19 protein-coding genes and 1 riboswitch (1 of these 20 cut by a window edge) are annotated in these 17,381 nt (G+C 52.6%); of the genes, 10 read left to right on the top strand and 9 right to left on the bottom strand.

Translation table 11 applies throughout. The features are described 5' to 3' along the window. Window positions 1-77 precede the first annotated feature (77 nt). Window positions 78-176, bottom strand: a complete 99-nt coding sequence (gene yjcZ / locus NST96_RS19730) for a sporulation protein YjcZ (protein ID WP_141334129.1) — start codon at window positions 174-176, stop codon at window positions 78-80. A gap of 197 nt (window positions 177-373) precedes the next feature. Continuing rightward, window positions 374-479, top strand: a riboswitch (glycine riboswitch). A 160-nt stretch (window positions 480-639) separates the two neighbouring features. Between yjcZ and glyA the strand changes: the two genes are divergently transcribed. Both glyA and codY read left to right on the top strand, forming a co-directional pair. Then, a complete protein-coding gene (gene glyA / locus NST96_RS19725) occupies window positions 640-1,881 on the top strand; it encodes a serine hydroxymethyltransferase (protein ID WP_031933104.1) in 1,242 nt (413 codons plus the stop codon). A 255-nt stretch (window positions 1,882-2,136) separates the two neighbouring features. Then, a complete protein-coding gene (gene codY, locus NST96_RS19720; protein ID WP_031933103.1) occupies window positions 2,137-2,919 on the top strand; it encodes a GTP-sensing pleiotropic transcriptional regulator CodY in 783 nt (260 codons plus the stop codon). A gap of 190 nt (window positions 2,920-3,109) precedes the next feature. Here the strand turns inward: codY and NST96_RS19715 are convergent, their stop codons facing one another. Then, entirely contained in the window at window positions 3,110-4,435 is a 1,326-nt protein-coding gene (locus NST96_RS19715) for an MFS transporter (RefSeq protein WP_003389210.1), read from the bottom strand. Further along, entirely contained in the window at window positions 4,407-5,126 is a 720-nt protein-coding gene (locus tag NST96_RS19710) for a helix-turn-helix domain-containing protein (protein WP_024982846.1), read from the bottom strand. Before NST96_RS19710 ends, NST96_RS19715 begins: the two co-directional genes overlap by 29 nt. A 168-nt stretch (window positions 5,127-5,294) precedes the next feature. Here NST96_RS19710 and NST96_RS19705 point away from each other — a divergent pair, with 168 nt between their 5' ends. Beyond that, window positions 5,295-6,506, top strand: a complete 1,212-nt coding sequence (locus NST96_RS19705) for an MFS transporter (RefSeq protein WP_003389214.1) — start codon at window positions 5,295-5,297, stop codon at window positions 6,504-6,506. 116 nt (window positions 6,507-6,622) lie between these two features. Then, window positions 6,623-7,984 (top strand): MFS transporter, encoded by a 1,362-nt coding sequence (locus NST96_RS19700; protein ID WP_332309927.1) that lies wholly within the window; start codon window positions 6,623-6,625, stop codon window positions 7,982-7,984. Here the strand turns inward: NST96_RS19700 and NST96_RS19695 are convergent. Continuing rightward, window positions 7,904-8,683, bottom strand: a complete 780-nt coding sequence (locus NST96_RS19695) for an SDR family NAD(P)-dependent oxidoreductase (protein WP_003389217.1) — start codon at window positions 8,681-8,683, stop codon at window positions 7,904-7,906. The two genes, NST96_RS19700 and NST96_RS19695, sit on opposite strands and share 81 nt — an antisense overlap. Window positions 8,684-8,790: 107 nt before the next feature. Between NST96_RS19695 and NST96_RS19690 the strand changes: the two genes are divergently transcribed. Then, on the top strand, window positions 8,791-9,015 hold the full coding sequence (locus tag NST96_RS19690) for a DUF1540 domain-containing protein (protein WP_003389218.1): 225 nt from the start codon (window positions 8,791-8,793) through the stop codon (window positions 9,013-9,015). A gap of 114 nt (window positions 9,016-9,129) precedes the next feature. Here NST96_RS19690 and NST96_RS19685 read toward each other — a convergent pair whose 3' ends face one another. Further along, a complete protein-coding gene (locus NST96_RS19685; RefSeq protein WP_024982842.1) occupies window positions 9,130-9,729 on the bottom strand; it encodes a nucleotidase in 600 nt (199 codons plus the stop codon). Between the two features lie 91 nt (window positions 9,730-9,820). Between NST96_RS19685 and NST96_RS19680 the strand changes: the two genes are divergently transcribed. Further along, window positions 9,821-10,399, top strand: a complete 579-nt coding sequence (locus NST96_RS19680) for a DUF456 domain-containing protein (RefSeq protein WP_024982841.1) — start codon at window positions 9,821-9,823, stop codon at window positions 10,397-10,399. Window positions 10,400-10,478: 79 nt separating this feature from the next. On the opposite strand, the gene NST96_RS19675 is transcribed toward NST96_RS19680, so the two are convergent. Beyond that, window positions 10,479-11,009: an inosine/xanthosine triphosphatase gene (locus tag NST96_RS19675; RefSeq protein ID WP_003389221.1), complete on the bottom strand. Its 531-nt coding sequence runs from the start codon at window positions 11,007-11,009 to the stop codon at window positions 10,479-10,481. A 111-nt stretch (window positions 11,010-11,120) separates the two neighbouring features. Between NST96_RS19675 and dapF the strand changes: the two genes are divergently transcribed. Then, on the top strand, window positions 11,121-11,993 hold the full coding sequence (dapF, locus tag NST96_RS19670; RefSeq protein ID WP_003389222.1) for a diaminopimelate epimerase: 873 nt from the start codon (window positions 11,121-11,123) through the stop codon (window positions 11,991-11,993). A gap of 148 nt (window positions 11,994-12,141) precedes the next feature. Here the strand turns inward: dapF and NST96_RS19665 are convergent, their stop codons facing one another. Further along, complete coding sequence (locus tag NST96_RS19665; protein ID WP_339185623.1) at window positions 12,142-13,371, bottom strand: LysM peptidoglycan-binding domain-containing protein; 1,230 nt, start codon at window positions 13,369-13,371, stop codon at window positions 12,142-12,144. Between the two features lie 198 nt (window positions 13,372-13,569). After that, window positions 13,570-13,710: a hypothetical protein gene (locus NST96_RS19660; RefSeq protein ID WP_003389224.1), complete on the bottom strand. Its 141-nt coding sequence runs from the start codon at window positions 13,708-13,710 to the stop codon at window positions 13,570-13,572. 345 nt (window positions 13,711-14,055) lie between these two features. Between NST96_RS19660 and NST96_RS19655 the strand changes: the two genes are divergently transcribed. The 3 genes from NST96_RS19655 to NST96_RS19645 are packed head-to-tail and all read left to right on the top strand — an operon-like array spanning window position 14,056 to window position 17,257. After that, a complete protein-coding gene (locus NST96_RS19655) occupies window positions 14,056-15,204 on the top strand; it encodes a cysteine desulfurase family protein (protein WP_342404324.1) in 1,149 nt (382 codons plus the stop codon). Between the two features lie 19 nt (window positions 15,205-15,223). Next, the gene (thiI, locus tag NST96_RS19650) at window positions 15,224-16,423 is read left to right on the top strand and encodes a tRNA uracil 4-sulfurtransferase ThiI (protein WP_003389226.1); all 1,200 of its coding nucleotides are present in this window, start codon (window positions 15,224-15,226) and stop codon (window positions 16,421-16,423) included. Window positions 16,424-16,480: 57 nt separating this feature from the next. Next, window positions 16,481-17,257: a fumarylacetoacetate hydrolase family protein gene (locus NST96_RS19645; protein WP_003389228.1), complete on the top strand. Its 777-nt coding sequence runs from the start codon at window positions 16,481-16,483 to the stop codon at window positions 17,255-17,257. Between the two features lie 86 nt (window positions 17,258-17,343). Here the strand turns inward: NST96_RS19645 and NST96_RS19640 are convergent, their stop codons facing one another. After that, window positions 17,344-17,381, bottom strand: the 3' portion of a protein-coding gene (locus NST96_RS19640) for a hypothetical protein (RefSeq protein WP_122957937.1). It continues 259 nt past the right edge of the window; 38 of the gene's 297 nt are visible here — the last part of the coding sequence; its start codon lies off the right edge, out of view; the stop codon is at window positions 17,344-17,346.

Raw genomic sequence — 17,381 nt, 5'->3', positions numbered from 1 at the left:
TTTATAACGATATGGGAGCTCGCCCACGGTCTGCCCAATCAATCATCCATGAAGAAGCGAACGGTTTGCAATCTTTGCTAACAATCTTCCGAACATCCGACAATCGAGAGCAGAATAAACAGCACCAGAATAAGACCGATACCGTTAAACCCGCCGCTCTTGAACAGACTACTCATGCAAGCATCCTCCTTTGTTTGAATGGGTTCCCTGCTATCGTATTTACGGGCGGGCCTTTCGGTGTTAGGGCGACTACCCATTTTGGGCGACAGGCCGCAGACTGGATCATTCTCAAGAACAATTGATATTCTATTCGAAATATTATTGACAATGTTGAATCCCTTGACGTATGATTCGAAGTAATTGCATAGAGCGGATGACGATTGTGGGAGAGACCGGACCGAAGCGCCCGGCACCGAAGGAGCAAGTCCCAAAAATCCTTGGGAAAGAATCTCTCAGGTACAAGGTACCACAATTGGACGCACCTCTGGAGAGAGCGAACAGCCACCCAAGGGGAAGACTCCCGTGTCAGGAGTTAAACTCTCAGGTAAAAGGACAGAGGAGAGGTAGATTACGTGCTATCTATCTTTCCCTTGTCCTTTTTTGCGTTCGGGAAAGATGGGAGCCAAGGGAGGAATATCGATGAGCTTGCAGGATCACGACAAGGAAATTTTTGAAGCGATCGAAGCGGAACGCCAGCGCCAGCTCGGGACGCTGGAGTTGATCGCATCGGAAAACTTTGTGAGTCAGGACGTTTTGGACGCCATGGGATCGGTTCTGACCAACAAGTATGCGGAAGGCTATCCCGGAAAGCGGTATTACGGCGGCTGCGAGCACGTGGATGTAGTCGAACGCTTGGCGATCGAGCGAGTATCGAAGCTGTTTGGAGCAGCCTATGCCAATGTCCAGCCTCACTCCGGCGCACAGGCGAACACGGCCGTGTTCTTTTCGCTGCTGCAGCCGGGAGATACCTTCATGGGAATGAATCTGTCGCACGGTGGCCATCTGACGCATGGAAGTCCGGTCAGCCTCTCGGGAAAGTGGTTTAATGTCGTGGCATACGGGGTCCGCGAAGAGGATCACCTGATCGATTATGACGAAGTGGAAGCGATTGCCCGCCGGGAAAAGCCGAAGATCATCATCGCAGGCGGCAGCGCCTATTCGCGGACGCTTGATTTCGCCCGCTTTCGCGAGATCGCCGAGCAGGCAGGAGCAAAGCTGATGGTAGACATGGCTCATATCGCCGGCTTGGTGGCGGCGGGCGTGCATCCTTCGCCCGTTCCCCATGCTGACGTCGTGACAAGTACCACGCATAAGACGCTGAGAGGACCGCGCGGCGGCATTGTGTTAACGAATGACGAGGAGATCGCAAAGGGCGTAAACAAAGCGATATTCCCAGGTATTCAGGGCGGGCCGCTGATGCATATCATAGCGGCAAAGGCAGTCTCTTTTAAAGAAGCGCTGCAGCCCGAGTTCAAGAGCTACGCGGAGCAAGTGGTGAAAAACGCAAAGGCTCTCGCCGAGACCTTGCTCGAAGAAGGAGCGAGACTGGTTTCGGGGGGCACGGACAATCACCTGCTGCTTCTCGACGTTCGCGTCTTCGGACTGACAGGAAAGGAAGCGGAGCGGCTGTTGGAAGAAGCGGGCATCACTGTCAACAAAAACACGATTCCGTTTGATCCGGAAAGCCCGTTTGTCACCAGCGGGATTCGCATCGGCACTGCCGCTGCCACCACAAGGGGCATGAAAGAAGCGGAAATGAAGACCATCGGACGATCGATTGCTGCTGTTCTGAAAGGAAAAGGAGATCCGTCCGTTCGAGATACGATCAGTCAGTTATGTGCTGCCTATCCGCTTTACAGTCGCGCTTCAGTTTTGCGCTGACGGAGGCTGGCGATGATTTACAAATTGAGCAACCCGGCGGAAGTAAGCGAATTGCTTTCTGCAGAACAGTACATGGCGTTTGTTTCAGAAGAGTAGGAAGCGGCTCCTGCGGGAATGGTGGAACGGACAGGTCCTTTATGGCATAAACCATAAGGGGCCTGTTCTTTTATTGTCTATTTTTTGATTTGCATGTATAAGCCGGGATTTTTCTGACAATACTGCGACTATACATAACCGCAAGGAGGAAAAAATGGAATGAATTTACTGGAGAAAACTAGAAGGATTAACGTCATGCTGCAAAAGACGATGGGAGGAAGCGGGGTAGGGTATCATGATCTGGCTCGGCTGCTGGCTGATGTGATTGGCGCGAACGTCTACATCGTGACGGCAGACGGGACGATTCTCGGAAACGGGGTTCGGGAGGATTTTGGCATCGGACAGGGGCAGGACGGCCGGTCAGGCGCAATGCTGCCATACGGCTACAATCAAAAGCTTTTGGAAGTCAATCAGTCTCTGGCCAATGAGGGGGTACAAAGCCCGTACAGCATGGTACCAGAGGAGCTGTTGCCGCTCTTCCCGCAAATGATGACGACCATCGTTCCGATCAACGCAGGCGGAAGCCGTTTGGGTACCCTCGTATTGCTGCGGGCTTACGGCACTTTTGAAACAGAGGATCTGATCCTGGCCGAAATCGGGGCAACCGTAATCGGCATGAAAATTGTCCGTCAGCGCACGGAACAAATTGAAAATGAAGTTCGCGACAAGACCTTTGCCAAAATCGCGCTTTCCTCCCTTTCCTACAGTGAGCAAATCGCCATCGAAAAAATCATGGAACAGCTCGATGCCAAAGAAGGCCTGCTCGTCGCAAGCCAGTTGGCCGATCAGGCCGGACTGACCCGTTCCGTCATCGTCAACGCGCTCAGAAAGCTTGCCAGTGCAGGTGTGCTGGAATCCCGTTCTCTCGGGATGAAAGGGACCTACATCAAAGTATTGAACGACAAATTCCCGTCCGAATTGGCGAAGTGGAAGACGTCCTAAAGCGAAAATGCCCAATCCAATGCGGATCGGGCGTTTTTCTTTTTGCAGGTGATGGAAAGAGGCAGGAGGGGAGCGTGTGTGCCGGGCGCGCAGAACGCTCTGAACGCCCCGAACGCTTTGAACGCTCTGAACGCTCCAAAGGCTCCAAACGCCCCAAACGCCCCGAACGCGCCTGCCTCCCTTGCCCCGGTCAAACAGACAGCGTGGTTTGCGGTTTTTCTTGCTCCTGCTGCTTTTTGGCACCTTGCTGAGCCCATAGCGGATGCTGCTCCGCCTCCCTAAAGTGGCGAAACAGGATCAGACTCATCCCGAGCAAGCCGACAGCAATTCCGCCGACGAGAAGCAGCGTACCGGCTTCCAACATCTTTGTTTCAAGCAGAAATGAGCAAAGGGCATAGCTGACCGGACCGAGTCCGATGGACATCGTTGTCAGCAAAGACATGACTCTGCCCAACATGTGGGCGGGGACGATGGTCTGAATGTAGGTGATCAAAGGGATGTTGGTCATCGCCATCGTTATTCCCACAAGCAGCATCATCGACAGACCGAACGGCAGAACATGCATAAAGGAAACGGCAAGGATGCCTGCCCCCATCAGACCGAGGAAGAACGGAAGCAGCAGAAAGCGTCCGCGAAAGCCATTGCAGGCGCCGGTAATGACTCCGCCAATGATCGTGCCGACTCCGAGAGAAGTGCTCAGAGAGCTGTAAGCATTGCTGTCCCAGCCCAATTGCTTGACGAGGAGCGGCAGCCCCATGTTGACAGGACCTGAGAACATCATGTTTACGACCAGCGAGGTTCCGAAGATGATCATCAGCACCGGGATGGTTTTGGCAAAGAGGATTCCTTCAAAAATCTGCCGGAAAAAGGAGGGTTCTTTTGTTTGGCGTGAGGTGTCAATTTCCTCTGCCGGCTCCAGACGAAGGGTAGAAATGATCAGTGTACCGATGAAAAAGGCGGCTGCCATGACAAGAAAGGTCGCGGGATAGCTGGTCAACCGCATCAAGAGCGCTGCCGTGAGCGGACCGCCGACAAGGCTGATCTGCTGTGCGATTTCCATAAGGCTGTTGGCGGGAGCAAGCTGCTCGCGGGAGACGACAAAAGGCAGGACGCTGCTTCTCGCAGGCCAGAAGAAAGCGTCGACGGTACCGAACAGGAAGGCTGTGAGATACGCGGCATAAGGCAGCCAATGACCGGTTTCCTGCAGCAGCAGCAAGCCGAAGGCGCCCAGGACAACTCCGCGGGCCAGGATGGAGCCAAACATGATCCACTTTCGGTTGTACTTGTCAGCCGCGACGCCCCCCACCAGCATAAAGAGCAGGCGCGGGATGGACATGCACATCAGTGTCGTCCCGAGAACCGCTTCTGATCCGGTCTTGTCGACGATAAACCAGGACAAGGCGATAAAAAAAGCGCCGTCAGCCAACGCTGAGATCAGATTGCCGATCCAGAGGCGGAGAAACTGGCTGTTGCGCCAGAGAACCGGATTAGGTGACGGAGTTGCCGTCATCGTCATTGGCGTCAGCCCTCCTGCTAATTTTTCCGACTGTCGTATCGTTGATAAATTCATAGCCGTCCGGCAGCGACTCGTCTTCCGCTACGTAAACGCGTTCATTCGTCATGAATCCGACGTGGACGAAATAAAATACTTCATTCGTATCTTCGATTTCCCCCGCGGCAATCCGGCGCAGGTGTCTTTCCTCAATATCGCCCAATTCCTTCAGGAGCTCGCGGTATTTGTCCAGCCATGCGTTGATTTCATCCCGCGGGCCTTTTATCTCGCCATTGCAGCCAAAAAGCGGCGGCCGTTTGGATTCCTCGGCAAAGTACAGGAAGCTCTCTTCCGGAGCATTGTACAGACGGGTTATGCTGCTGCGAAGATGGTTCAGCATCGTTTCCTGCATCAGCACGGTATCGTCTTTGAGGGACGGCAAGAGGGCGTCGCTTACTTTGAAGTCGTATGCTTTGGAGCGATAAAACTTTTGCACGATCCCGTTTTTTTCTTCCGTTCGAACGACTTCGATGAAGCCGTGATGCTCCAGCTCTTTCAGATGATAGTGCACCTTGGAGGGAGAGAGGGAAAGCTGGGTAGCCAGTTGCTTGCCGGTCTGTTCTTCCCGGACCAGCAGGTTGATGATCTCCATCCGAAGGGCGTCGCTGATTGCTTTCAGTTGCTCCGGGTTTTCGATGACCATGTAACGTTTCAAACGTAATCCACCTTTCAATGTGAAGTGAACGTATGTTATTTTTCAAACGTTCAAATTTTATTGAACGTATTGTAACAACAGAATGACTGGTAGCGCAAGAGGATTCTGCTTTTTTTCACAAATAGTGTTACAATACGGAAAAAAACGGTGAAAGGACAAGAGTAGAGCATGTCATCGATTCTTAAACACCCCGTCTTTCGCCGTCTATACGCGGCACACATCATTCACATCGTCGGAAATGAATTCACCTTTATCGCGGTTGTGGGTCTGCTGCAGGATCTCAGCGGCTCTGGCCTGTCGTTTGCGGCCGGTACGGTTTTTCGGATGCTGCCCTATGTAATCACGAGCTTGTTTTCAGGGGCACTGCTGGAAAACTGGGACAAGCGAAGAGTGATGATCATCGTGAATTTTTTGCGGGGGGTCCTGGTCAGCCTCTTTTTCTGGATCACGACACCCGCGTACCTATGGGCCGTTTTTTTGCTGTTAATTCTGGTCAACGTCTGCAGCGCCTTTTTTCAACCGGCCATGCAGGTAGCCATCGTCCAGTCGGTAAAGCAGGAGGACAGACTGCAAGCCAATTCGCTGTTGCAAGGAACGACGTCCTTTCTGATTATTGTCTGTCAGGGAGTAGCTGCGTTTTTGGTCTATTATTTTTCCTACCGATTTAATTTTCTCCTCGACGCCGCCTGTTATTTCGTCTCGCTGTTGATCCTGTTAAAGCTGCCGTCTCTCAGCGGCACGGAGATGATAACGAGCATCGGCTTTTTCACGAGACTGCGGGAAGGAATTGACTATATCCGCACGGTTCCGAAAATCAAGTCTGTGCTGCTGTATCAAATGGCGGAACGAATGCTCGGCGCGTATTACATCATGCTGATGTTCCATATCTTGCAGGAGCGCAAAGAAGGCTTGTACGTCTTTGGTCTGCTTGATATACCGCTGGGACTGGGGGGAGTATTGGCCGGTGTTGTCGTGAGCAGGTGGGCAGACCGGGCCGGAGAAAAGGGAGTCAATACTGCGCTTGGCTGGGCCTTGGTAGCCATGAGCCTTTCCGTCTACGGGATGTTCCATTCAGGGCCTATCCTGGTGCTTGCGGTGGCCACCCTGTTTTGCGCTTTTGCTTCCTTCAGCTCTTCGATCATGGCGGTGACTCGTCTGCAGCGCTTGACGGATGCGGAATTTCTGGCCAGGGTCTTTTCGATCAGGGAGATGCTCACGATGGGGAGCTTTGCGGTGGGATGTCTGATCGTAGGCTACGGCGCGGAAAAAGCAGGGAGCTCGCTCGTTTCCACAGGTTTGGCCATTTTTGGAGTGATCGCCGGGCTGATTTGGCTTCTGGCAGCGCGGAGCCTTAAAGAACAGAAAAAAGAAGCAGTATAGCAGTTGCACATTCTCCTATCAGGAACACCTTTTTTGCATGATCGGCGCAAAAGAGGTGTTTTTTGTTCCCAATTAATCAATTTATATATTTTAATAAACATACTAGTTGAAAATGTATGTATTATAAATTAAAATGGTTGAAAAAGTGGAAAAAAGAGGAGATGCATGTGAAGGAACTTTGGAATCATTCCGGTTTTCGCTGGTACTGGACGGGATTGTTTTTGTCCTCGCTGGGAAATTCGTTTGGCTGGATGGCCCTCTCCTGGTTTGTGATGAAAAAGACGGGCTCGCCTGTGGCGATGGGGGGCGTCGTTCTTGCGTTCATGCTTTCATCGGTCGCGGCAGGTCTCGTCGTCGGGGTGCTGCTGGATCGCTTTAACCGGCGCAGACTCATTATTTGGGACAACATTTTGCGCGGCTTGATTTACATAGCGCTTGTCCTGGTGCTTCAGTCGGATTCGCTGCCGCTGTGGACAGTTTATGCCTTGATTATCATGGCGGGGCTGCTCTCGCCGCTCAGCAGCTCGGGAGCACAGGCGCTTCTGCCCCGACTGGTTCCGGACAAAAATCTGTTGGTAAGAGCGAACGGCTTGATGGAAAGCCAGTGGCAGATGACCGGTTTGTTCGGACCGGCCCTGGCAGGAATGTTGATCGCCTTGATCGGAGAGAGCATGGTCCTTTTGGTAGATGCATGTGCCATGTTCCTATGCGCGTTTTGTTTTTACCGCATTTCTGCTGAGTCGCTGGATGATGCTTCTCAGCAAAGCGCTGCGGGCAAGCCGGGGGAATTTTTTCGCTCGCTTGCAGCCGATATTTTGACCGGGTACCGCTTTCTTTTTAAACGGTCACAGCTCGTTTGGCTCATTCTGTTTACGTTTTTCTTCAACATGGCGTACGGCCCTGTCGAGGTTGCCCTGCCGCTTTATGCCGATCAGCTTCTGAAGGGAGGATCGCTTTCGCTCGGTCTGCTGTGGTCGGCGCTGGCAGGAGGAGCGCTGCTCGGTTCCGTCCTGTTCTCAGCGGTCACCTGGAGGATCTCTACCGGCGTCACGCTCTCCTCGATCATTGTCCTGTGGGGAATCACCACGCTACCGCTGGCTTTCTTTTCGCGAACAGATGTGGCCATTATCGCCATGGGGTTGGCAGGGCTGAGCTTTACCCCCTACAACATCATGTATCGCAGCTATTTGCAAAAAAACATTCCTTCTGAAATGCTGGGTCGTGTCTTGACGAGTGTGAGGACCATTACCGGAACGGGGATGCCGGTGGGGGCCGGCATCTCCGGTGTGCTGATTCCGCTGCTCGGATTGCAGGGGCTTCTCGGAGCTGCGTCTGCTGCTTGTATCGTAATTGGACTTTTCGCCTTCCCGCTTCTGCGAGGGCTTGATTCTTCCGGGCTACTTGCGGTTCAGGAGGGGAGCGGCCAAACGCTTCAGCCCGCTCGGCAGGAGGAGATAAAAAAGGGAGAGCAGGTGTAGGCGGCGGGGCATGGCTGCTTCATCCCGCTTGCGTTTGACAGCGCGGAGAATAAGCTTCGCCGTTTCCTCCGGAGTGAGCAGATAACGGGCGACCTTTCCCCGATAAGCGCCTGACTGATCGGCCCGATTTAAAAATGGAGTGTCGATTGGGCCGGGCAGGACGCTGGTGACGAATATACCGGTGTCAGCCAGCTCGTGGCGAAGCCCTTCGCTAAACCGATTGACGGCTGCCTTGCTGCCGGCGTAAACAGCCGCTTTGGCTGTTGCGACTTGTCCCGCCAATGAGCCGATATTGACGATGTGTCCGGAGTTTGCCGCCAGCATCAGAGGCAAGAGGGCGTGGGTCATGTAAAGCAGGCCCGATATATTGGTGTCTACGATCTGTTTGATTTGCTGCAGGTCCATATCTGCAAAAGGTGCAAACAAGGCTGTGCCGGCATTGTTGTACAAAAGATCGCACGTTCCGTAGTTTTGTTTGATCCAGTCGGCGAGCTTGGCACAACCGTCGGCGTCGGTGACATCGAGCAAATAGCAGCGGAGGTTGTCCGGGTTCCCCAACTGTTCGCGCAGGGCTGTCAGTCCTGCCTCCGATCGCCCGGTGGCAATGACCTGATCGCCTTGTTCGAGATGCAGACGAGCCAGCGCCCCGCCCAGTCCTCCCGTAGCGCCGGTGATGACGACAACTTGCCGTTTATCCATGAATACTCACCCTTCGATGGTTCTTTTTAGCAAACAGGTCAATCTATATATGGAAAGTATAAGTGGTTGGCATGTGGTGAAGGATAGCCCCTAGGGGGTGAATATACATGCCAGTAGTAAAGTGCAGTGTAGCCAACTGTGAGTATTGGAGCGAGGGCAACAACTGTAATGCCGACATGATCATGGTGGAAATCGACGCGCACGCGGATGCGAACTTTAAAGAAGAGTTTGCAGGCGAGTACGGCCATGACAGCGAGCACAAGGACAAGGCAGATACTTCTTCCCAAACCTGTTGTCACACCTTCAAACCGAAAAAAACAGCAAAGAAGTAAATCCATCGTAGCAAGGAAAAAGACGTATCCCACGGCTGGTGATACGTCTTTTCCTATTCCTTTGCCTGTCGCCCTCGGGCAAGGGGGCGGCTCAGACGTCTACTTTCAGCTTAGCTATGATTGCGAGCCGAGGAGGCGTTTGATCGGCAGCGACTCCACCAAGGCATCGACCTGCTCCCAGGAATGAACGCGGTGGACAAGCTCAGGCAGAGTTCCCTGATTGTACGGGGTATCAAACAACAGGATAGGAATCTCCAGCGCTTCGGACAACTGGAGAGCATTTTCCAAACGGTCCTCAAGGAACAAGTCCACGTTCCATCTTTGGGCAGCGGCAAGCTTGTCGTGAGAACCGATCAAATCCAGCTCATGAAAAGGAATTCGGTACCGGGAGAACCAATTGAGCGTGACTTCCCGGTGGCGCGCCTCCCGGGCACTGATGTAGATCAGGCGATGGCGGTTGAACCAGCTACGCAAGATCAGATCAGCCGTTCCATGCACAGGGGCTTCATCGTACAAACGTTCACCATGCTTGTCCAGCCAGTCGGCAAACGCTTCATCACTAATGCCGTAGACCTCGGCCAGGTTGTAGACAAAACAGTCTTCGTACCGCAAATGTTTGCCAAAGCTCTCGTTCATCATAGGCACGATACTGCTAGGTTCCGTGACCGTTCCATCAATATCAATGCCAATTGTTAGGGTTCTCTCTGGTTTCATCCTCTCGCCTCCAGTTTAAATTGTACACCCAAGGCAGAGAATAAGGCTACTTCCTTCACCACAATCCTTGTAAAAAGGGGCTGAGCTTAACATGGCGTACGACGAAAACGAGCGTATGAATGCTGAGCGGAAGGAAGCAGACAACGGGCCCGCCGAAATGGTGGATCAGCGGGACACGGAGTTTGCTGTGGACAGCTGGATGGGTGCTGTGTTTAACCCTGACAGCAACAATGCCAAGCGGAACATCGATTACGACCCGCTGACACGCACCGAGCGGTACAATGGGGAACAGCAGAATGCCAACCTCGATGGCGACCTGACCCAAGCGAGGGAGGAAACTGAACACCCCCATTATACAGTCGAGCGTTCGGCAAAGGATTACCAGACTGAAACGGCGGCCGAAATTGCGGAGCCGATCCGTGGAACCCGCCGATCTGCCGAAACCAAGGCAGACCCTGAAAACGGCGCGAGCGGACTTGGAATGACGGGGCTTGGGCTATCCATCCTGTCACTCTTTTTGCTTCCGTACCTGATCGCGCCAGTCGGCTTTGTCCTGGGTTACCTTGCTTATCGCCGAGATGCCCGTACTCTCGGGACGTGGGCGATGATTATCGGGGTTGTAGCTGTTCTTGGCGCTTTGATCGTGTACCCCTATTATGTCGCCCGGTAGTCCTGTTTGACCGCCTCTCCCTTGGGAGGGGTGTTTCTTTTTTACAGGGGTGCAATGTACGCTCCCAGTATGAACGGAATTATTTATAGAAGGATGATAAAAATGGAGTCAGAGCCGCGAGTACGGCGTCACGAAAAACCTCGGCTCTTTGAATGCGGCCTTCGGTAAGCAAACCGTAAGCGCCCCCACGGTGGTTGCTTCCGGCAGTGCCGCTCCACTCGTCGATCACCGCAGACAGTTCGATTCCTTCCCGTTTTATACGATCCACGGCTGCACTTGGGATGGGAAAAGCAAGGCCCTTTCCGATCGAAAGCTGTTCTCCGTTCCAGGCGGCACATACGGAGATCAAATACCATTGGTTGGTATGGACACTGTCAAACGTAAGGCCTCCTTCTAATCCCAATCCGACAAATCCTTCACCTGCTTCGAGCCGGGCCGCTTTTGCCCGATTGATGGCGCCTTTGATCGTTTCTTCCTCGGATAGAGGCTGTCCGGATATGCCGGATGAAACGGATAGGCACACCGGTTCAGAGCCGGTAGCCATCCGAACCGCCTTTACCTTCGCTTCGTTGTTCGTGCCCAAAGCGTATTTCAGTGCGGAAAAATCCATTTGAACTACCCTCCACATGTATCGGTTACGGGTAGTATACCATGTCCCACGAAAGGATGTTCTGTGATAACATGAGGGGAGAAGAACGACGAAACGAGAGAGGAACCTGCGATGAAATTTACCAAGATGCATGGGCTGGGAAATGACTACGTCTATGTCAATTGTTTTGAGGAGCCCCTCCAGCAAGTCGATTTGCCGGAATTGGCCCGGAGGGTAAGTGATCGAAATTTCGGCATCGGCGGGGACGGATTGATTTTGATTATGCCTTCCGATGTGGCGGACTTTCGCATGAGAGTGTTCAACAATGATGGCAGTGAAGCCAAAAACTGCGGCAACGGGTTGCGCTGTGTCAGCAAATACGTCGTAGACCACGGTTTGACCAACAAGGAGTCGTTTACCGTGGAGACACTGGGGGGCATCGTCACTCCGCGTGTCCGGCTTGGTGCAAACGGCAGGGTGGAGCTGGTCACGATTGATATGGGAGAGCCGCGCTTTGCCCGTTCCGCGATTCCGATGACGGGGAATCCGGATGAACAGGTGGTGGAGTATCCGCTCACGGTAGAGGGACGGACGTTTCCCATGACTGCCGTTTCGATGGGCAATCCCCATGCCATCCTGTTTGTAGAAGAGCTCAAGGAAGAGGATGTAACCGCATATGGGCCGCATATTGAGCGGCATGAGTGGTTTCCGGAGCGGACCAATGTCGAGTTTATTCAGGTACTGAATCGGCAGGAGCTGTTGTTTCGCGTGTGGGAACGCGGTTCCGGCGTGACGCTTGCATGCGGGACCGGGGCATGTGCCGCTGCTGTTGCCGCGAGTCTCAGCGGAAAAACAGACCGGACGGTAACCGTTCACTTGGCTGGCGGAGATTTGCTGATCGAGTGGCGGGAGAGCGATAATCGCGTCTATATGACCGGCCCTGCTACGGAAGTGTATCAAGGTGTGTATGGAGAACCGCTTCCGATGGTGGGAAGCGCAGAATAATTTGCGAATGACATGATACATGCCAAGTAAAGAATCCCGCCTTCAGCGAAAAGCCGAGGGCGGGATTTTGAATGGAAGAACCTGTTGGTACGTACGACTTTTCTGCTGGAACGATGCTGGGACGACTTGTCAGTTCCGCATCAAAGTCCTACCTGCTCCGACCCGCCGCTACTTTTACCGCTGCCTGATGATCCGGGTCGACCTGATTGTCTTTATGGCGAAGGCTGTTTGGGAAGTGGATGTCAAAATGACCGTCGAAATCATTGTCCGCTATGTATTCCATGCTATGCGGCATAGAAGTCATGGAGGCGGCCAGCTTCCTTCCCTTTACTTCGACGAGTACCGGACGGACGCTCCAGGAATAGGTCCCGCCCCATACCTCTTTGATGATCGCCGCGTCTTTTGCCGTCAGCGGCTCGGTATCCGAGTGGAATGCGCCGATGGTCCGCTTCACCTGAAAGCTTTTGCCGGTGTAAAAATCGGTTACTGTGGCGACAGCATTGATCGGAAACAGGTATTGTGCGGCTTCAAACCAGTCCAGATATTCGCCGTAGGATGCGCTCGGAGCAGAAGTGACCGGGATATGGTGAACGGGGATTTTTACGACTTGCCCGACTTGCAGGAAATCGTTTTCCGACAGATTGTTCACCCGCAAAAACTCGTCCCGGGGAATCCCGTACGCAATCGAGACCGTCCACGGTGTATCCCCTTTGACAACCGTGTAGGAAGTCGTGGTTACCCAAGGCTTGTCCTCGGCGGCAGGCGACTCTGCACCAGGTGTCTTATCGGCGGGTGTGGCCGATGTACTCTCGCTGCCCGCCGAAGAGGGGGGCGTATCAGTATGTTTCTGTGGAATGACCAGCTTTTGCCCAATCCACAACTCGGTCGTCTTCAACTGATTGGCATCCACGATGGCTTGAATGGATACTTGAAAACGATCAGCAATCTTCCACAGCATGTCCCCCTTTACGACCGTGTAGACAGAACCGGTTTGGGGAGCAGATGGATTCCCGGATACAGGGATCAAAAGCCTTTGTCCGACGAGAAGGTCTGTGCTTTGCAGTTTGTTGGCCTCGACAATAGCGGAAATGGTTGTACCGAATTTTCCGGCAATTTTCCACAGGACATCGCCGGATTGAACCGTGTATACCGGGGAAACTGGCGGTATGTAAAGAGATTGGCCCACGAAGAGCATGTCCGACTGTAGTTGATTGACCTGTTTGACCCGGGCAACGGTAACACCGTACCTTGCTGCGATATTCCCCAAGGTATCCCCGGCTTTGACTGTGATCGTCTGAGCGGAAGCGCTGGCGGCAGGAAGAAGTGAGAGCGCCAGGAGCGAGCTGATGGTCATGCGTTTCCAAGCTGTGCTGAACATGGTGTCTTTCCTCCTTGATGTTGAGCTCTTGTTGTGAAAATAGTGTAACAACAGTGTATATGGAGGAAACAGCTTCTTGCATTGGATAAATGCTTCCCCGATTGGCAAACGTACCCAGATCGTGAAAACAAAAAATGCGTGAAAGTCGGCACAGACAGTGCGTCCTTTCACGCTAACGGAAATCAACGATACGGATTGTCACCCGTTGTACACCTCGTTTAGATAGGCTGTTTCTGCTTTGTCGATCTTCGCATGGTTCATTTTTGTCAGCTCCGCTTGAAGTCTTTTCAATTCGGCTTCCATTTTGCGGATTTTCTCTTGCATTGCTTGTGCAGTCATGATGATTTCTCTCCTCTTCGTTGTCTTTTATCTAAATTTACTGACTATTTTAACGAAGGGGCAGCCGCCTGTAAAGAGCACTTTGGGAATGTAAGCGCTTGTAACTGTGACGGTTTCTTGACGATTAAAAAATAATTGATCGTAACAGGCAGGCCGTCCATCTTGCCATAAGTCATGAATGCTTTCCCTAACAGCCTCTCGCTAGCTTCCGAAAACAGGTACTGACCGCCCCCAAAACTGGGGAAAGTAAAGAAGTAGCGAGCTTCTCTCTATGTGGAAAGAAACAAGTCGTGTTATGATGAAAGGTAGACTTTGGGCAATCGCCAAACAGGAAGGTGTGGACTGGTGATTTATTTTGATAACAGCGCCACGACCCGACCGCATCCTCAAGTGATTGAGGTGGTCAAACGAGCGATGGAAACTTACTTTGGTAATCCCTCTTCGCTGCATCAAAAAGGGTTGGAGGCAGAAAACGTGCTGAAGCAGGCCCGTCTGGTAGCCGCTCAGTACCTCGGTTGCAAACCGTCGGAGATCCTGTTCACTTCTGGTGGAACGGAAAGCAACAACGCCGCAATCAAAGGAGTGGCGTTTCAATATCAGGGCAGGGGCAAGCATATTGTGACGACTAGCATCGAGCATCCTGCAGTGTACGATGTATGCAAGCAGCTTGAGAGCTTCGGTTTTTCCGTCACTTTCCTGCCTGTCGACCGCGATGGACGGGTGTCCGTCGAAGACGTCAAAAAAGCAGTTCGAGACGATACGATACTCGTGTCTGTCATGCATGTAAACAATGAGCTCGGGACGATTCAGCCAATCGCCGAAATTGGAGAATGGCTCAAACAATTCCCGAAAACCTTGTTTCATGTAGACGCTGTGCAAAGCTTTGGAAAGCTTCCGCTCCGTGTCAAAGAGTGGGGCATTGACCTTGCGAGCATTTCGGCTCACAAATTTCATGGTCCCCGTGGGACAGGGATTCTCTTTAAACGCGAGGGTCTGATCATCCAGCCGCTGCTGATGGGCGGGGGACAAGAGGGCGGTTTCCGGTCGGGAACCGAAAATCTTCCGGCGGTTGCCGGCATGGCCAAAGCGATCCGCATGTTGGCGGAGGAAGGAAAGCGCGATGCTGATCGATTGAGCGAGTTAACGGGACATTTGCGGGAAGGCCTTTCAAGCATATCTGGCTGCGTGATCAACACTCCCGCAGAGGGAAGTGCCCCGCATATCGTCAATGTCTCGTTTCCCGGAATGAAGGCAGAGGTTGTACTCCATGCCCTGGAGGAACGCGGTTTTCTCGTCTCTACGAAATCAGCCTGTTCGTCCAAAGCAGATGAACCGAGCAGGGTGCTGACAGCGACCGGAATGGACAGAGAGCAGGCTTTATCAGCGATCCGGATAAGCCTGGGAAGAGAGAATACGGCGGAAGAAGTCGAAAAGTTCATTGCTGCCGTGAGGGAAGTCGGCAGCATGCGCTCATATATGAAAGAAAAAGTGTAACGATGCAAAGGAGCGGACAATGAATTACGATGTTATTTTAATTCGATACGGCGAATTGGCCCTGAAAGGCAAAAATCGCGATTTGTTTGAAGAGGCGCTGGTGCGCAGCGTGAAAAGTGTATTGCGTTCCTTTTACAAGATTAAGGTTCGCCGCAATTACGGCCGTATGTATGTGGAGCTTCACGGAGAAGACTCCCAGGCTGTTATGGAACGCCTGAAGCGGGTATTTGGAATCTCTTCCTTCAGTCCGACGGTTCAGGTAGAGCCGGATGAAGAGCTGATTAAGGAAAAGTCGCTGGAGATGATCCGGCAAATCCAGCCGGAGCCAAGGACCTTTCGCGTGGAAACGCGGCGTGCCGACAAGCGGTTTCCGAAAACTTCGATGGAGGTCAGCCGGATGGTGGGCACGCATATCTTGCGCAATCTCCCTGCCATTAAAGTAGACGTTCATCAACCGGAGGCAGTCGTCAATATCGAAATCCGGGCTGAGGGGACGTACATTAGCTGCCAAACCATCCCGGGACCAGGCGGCTTGCCAGTAGGGTCCGGCGGCAAAGTGCTGCTGCTTCTGTCTGGCGGGATCGACAGTCCGGTCGCAGGCTGGATGATGATGAAGCGGGGAGTTACGCTGGAGGCGATCCATTTCCACAGCCCGCCGTTTACCAGTGAACGCTCGCTGGAAAAGGTGCGGGATCTGGCCCATAAGCTGACCAAATGGGGCGGAACTGTTCGGCTGCATGTGGTTCCTTTTACCGATATTCAGACGGCAATCCGGCAAAACTGCCCTGAAGACTACATGATTACGATTATGCGCCGCTTTATGATGAGGATTTCCGAGCGAATCGCGGATGACAACAACGCTTTGGCCTTGGCAACAGGGGAAAGTCTGGGGCAGGTTGCATCCCAAACACTCGAGAGCATGAATACGATCAACGATGTCGTATCCATTCCGATTCTGCGTCCTCTGATTGCCATGGATAAATCGGAGATCATGGACATTTCCAGAAGGATCGATACGTATGAGCTCTCCATTCTGCCTTTTGAGGACTGCTGCACGATCTTTACACCGAAAAAACCTGTCACGAGACCAAAACCGTATATGGCAGAGCGCTTCGAAGAAAAATTGGACGTGGATGCGATGGTCGAAGACGCAGTCAAGCGCACGGTGGTTGAAGAGATTACATCCAAACCTCGCGAAGTGATCAACGATTTGTTTTAGTTTTTTGCGTAAGCGGGTTTCATTAAATATGTGGAGACGAAAATCGGGGGGAGAACGATGATTGTCCGGTATGAACGCAATGGCAAGGTTAAGCACGGCTGGATGGTGGAAGAGGAGCAAAAGGTAAGGGTGATCGAGGGCGATATTTACAAAGTCCAGTCAGCCAAGCCCATTATGACCGGTTTGGAGCTGCCGCTAAGTGAGGTAACCCTGCTGGCCCCTTGTACGCCGAGCAAGGTCGTTTGCATTGGGGTAAATTATTTCGATCACGCTGAAGAGATGGGAATGGAAACACCCGAAGAGCCGTTGATGTTTCTAAAACCGTCGACGACGGTTGTAGGGCCGGGCGAACCGATTATTTATCCCCGGTTAACGAATCAGCTTCATTATGAAGCGGAATTGGCTGTCGTGATCAAAAAGCGGGCCCATCGTGTAAAAGCAGAGGAAGCGGAGGATTTTATTCTCGGATATACCTGCGCCATCGATGTAACCGCAAGAGACCTCCAGCATAAGGACGGCCAGTGGACGAGATCGAAAAGCTTTGATACATTTTGTCCGCTTGGACCTGCGATTGCCGCCAAATTGGATCATCGGGACGCACGCATCGTCACTCGGGTAAATGGAGAGGTACGGCAGGATGCTTCCACGCGGCAGATGATTTTTCCTGTCCCCCGTTTGATTGAGGCAGTATCGGCGGTTATGACTCTTTTGCCGGGAGATGTAATTCTAACGGGAACCCCCGTTGGAGTAGGGGAGCTTCATCCTGGTGATGAGATTTCCGTTACGATCGAGGGTATCGGTACCCTCGCTACTCATGTCATCGCTGAATCATAATGTGTATGTATGACCTGGCTTCAAATAGTAAGCTCACCTCTCCTTTGCGGGCAGGTGAGCTTTTTATTGAGAGTAAACGGTTAGGACTATCTTTCTTCTTCTGTAGCTTCCGGATTGTCGTGGA

The organism is Brevibacillus sp. FSL K6-2834 (assembly GCF_038592925.1).
GTDB classification, from domain to species: Bacteria; Bacillota; Bacilli; order Brevibacillales; family Brevibacillaceae; genus Brevibacillus; species Brevibacillus borstelensis.
Note: the sequence above shows the minus strand (reverse complement) of the source record. Positions and strands in the feature narration are given on the sequence as shown.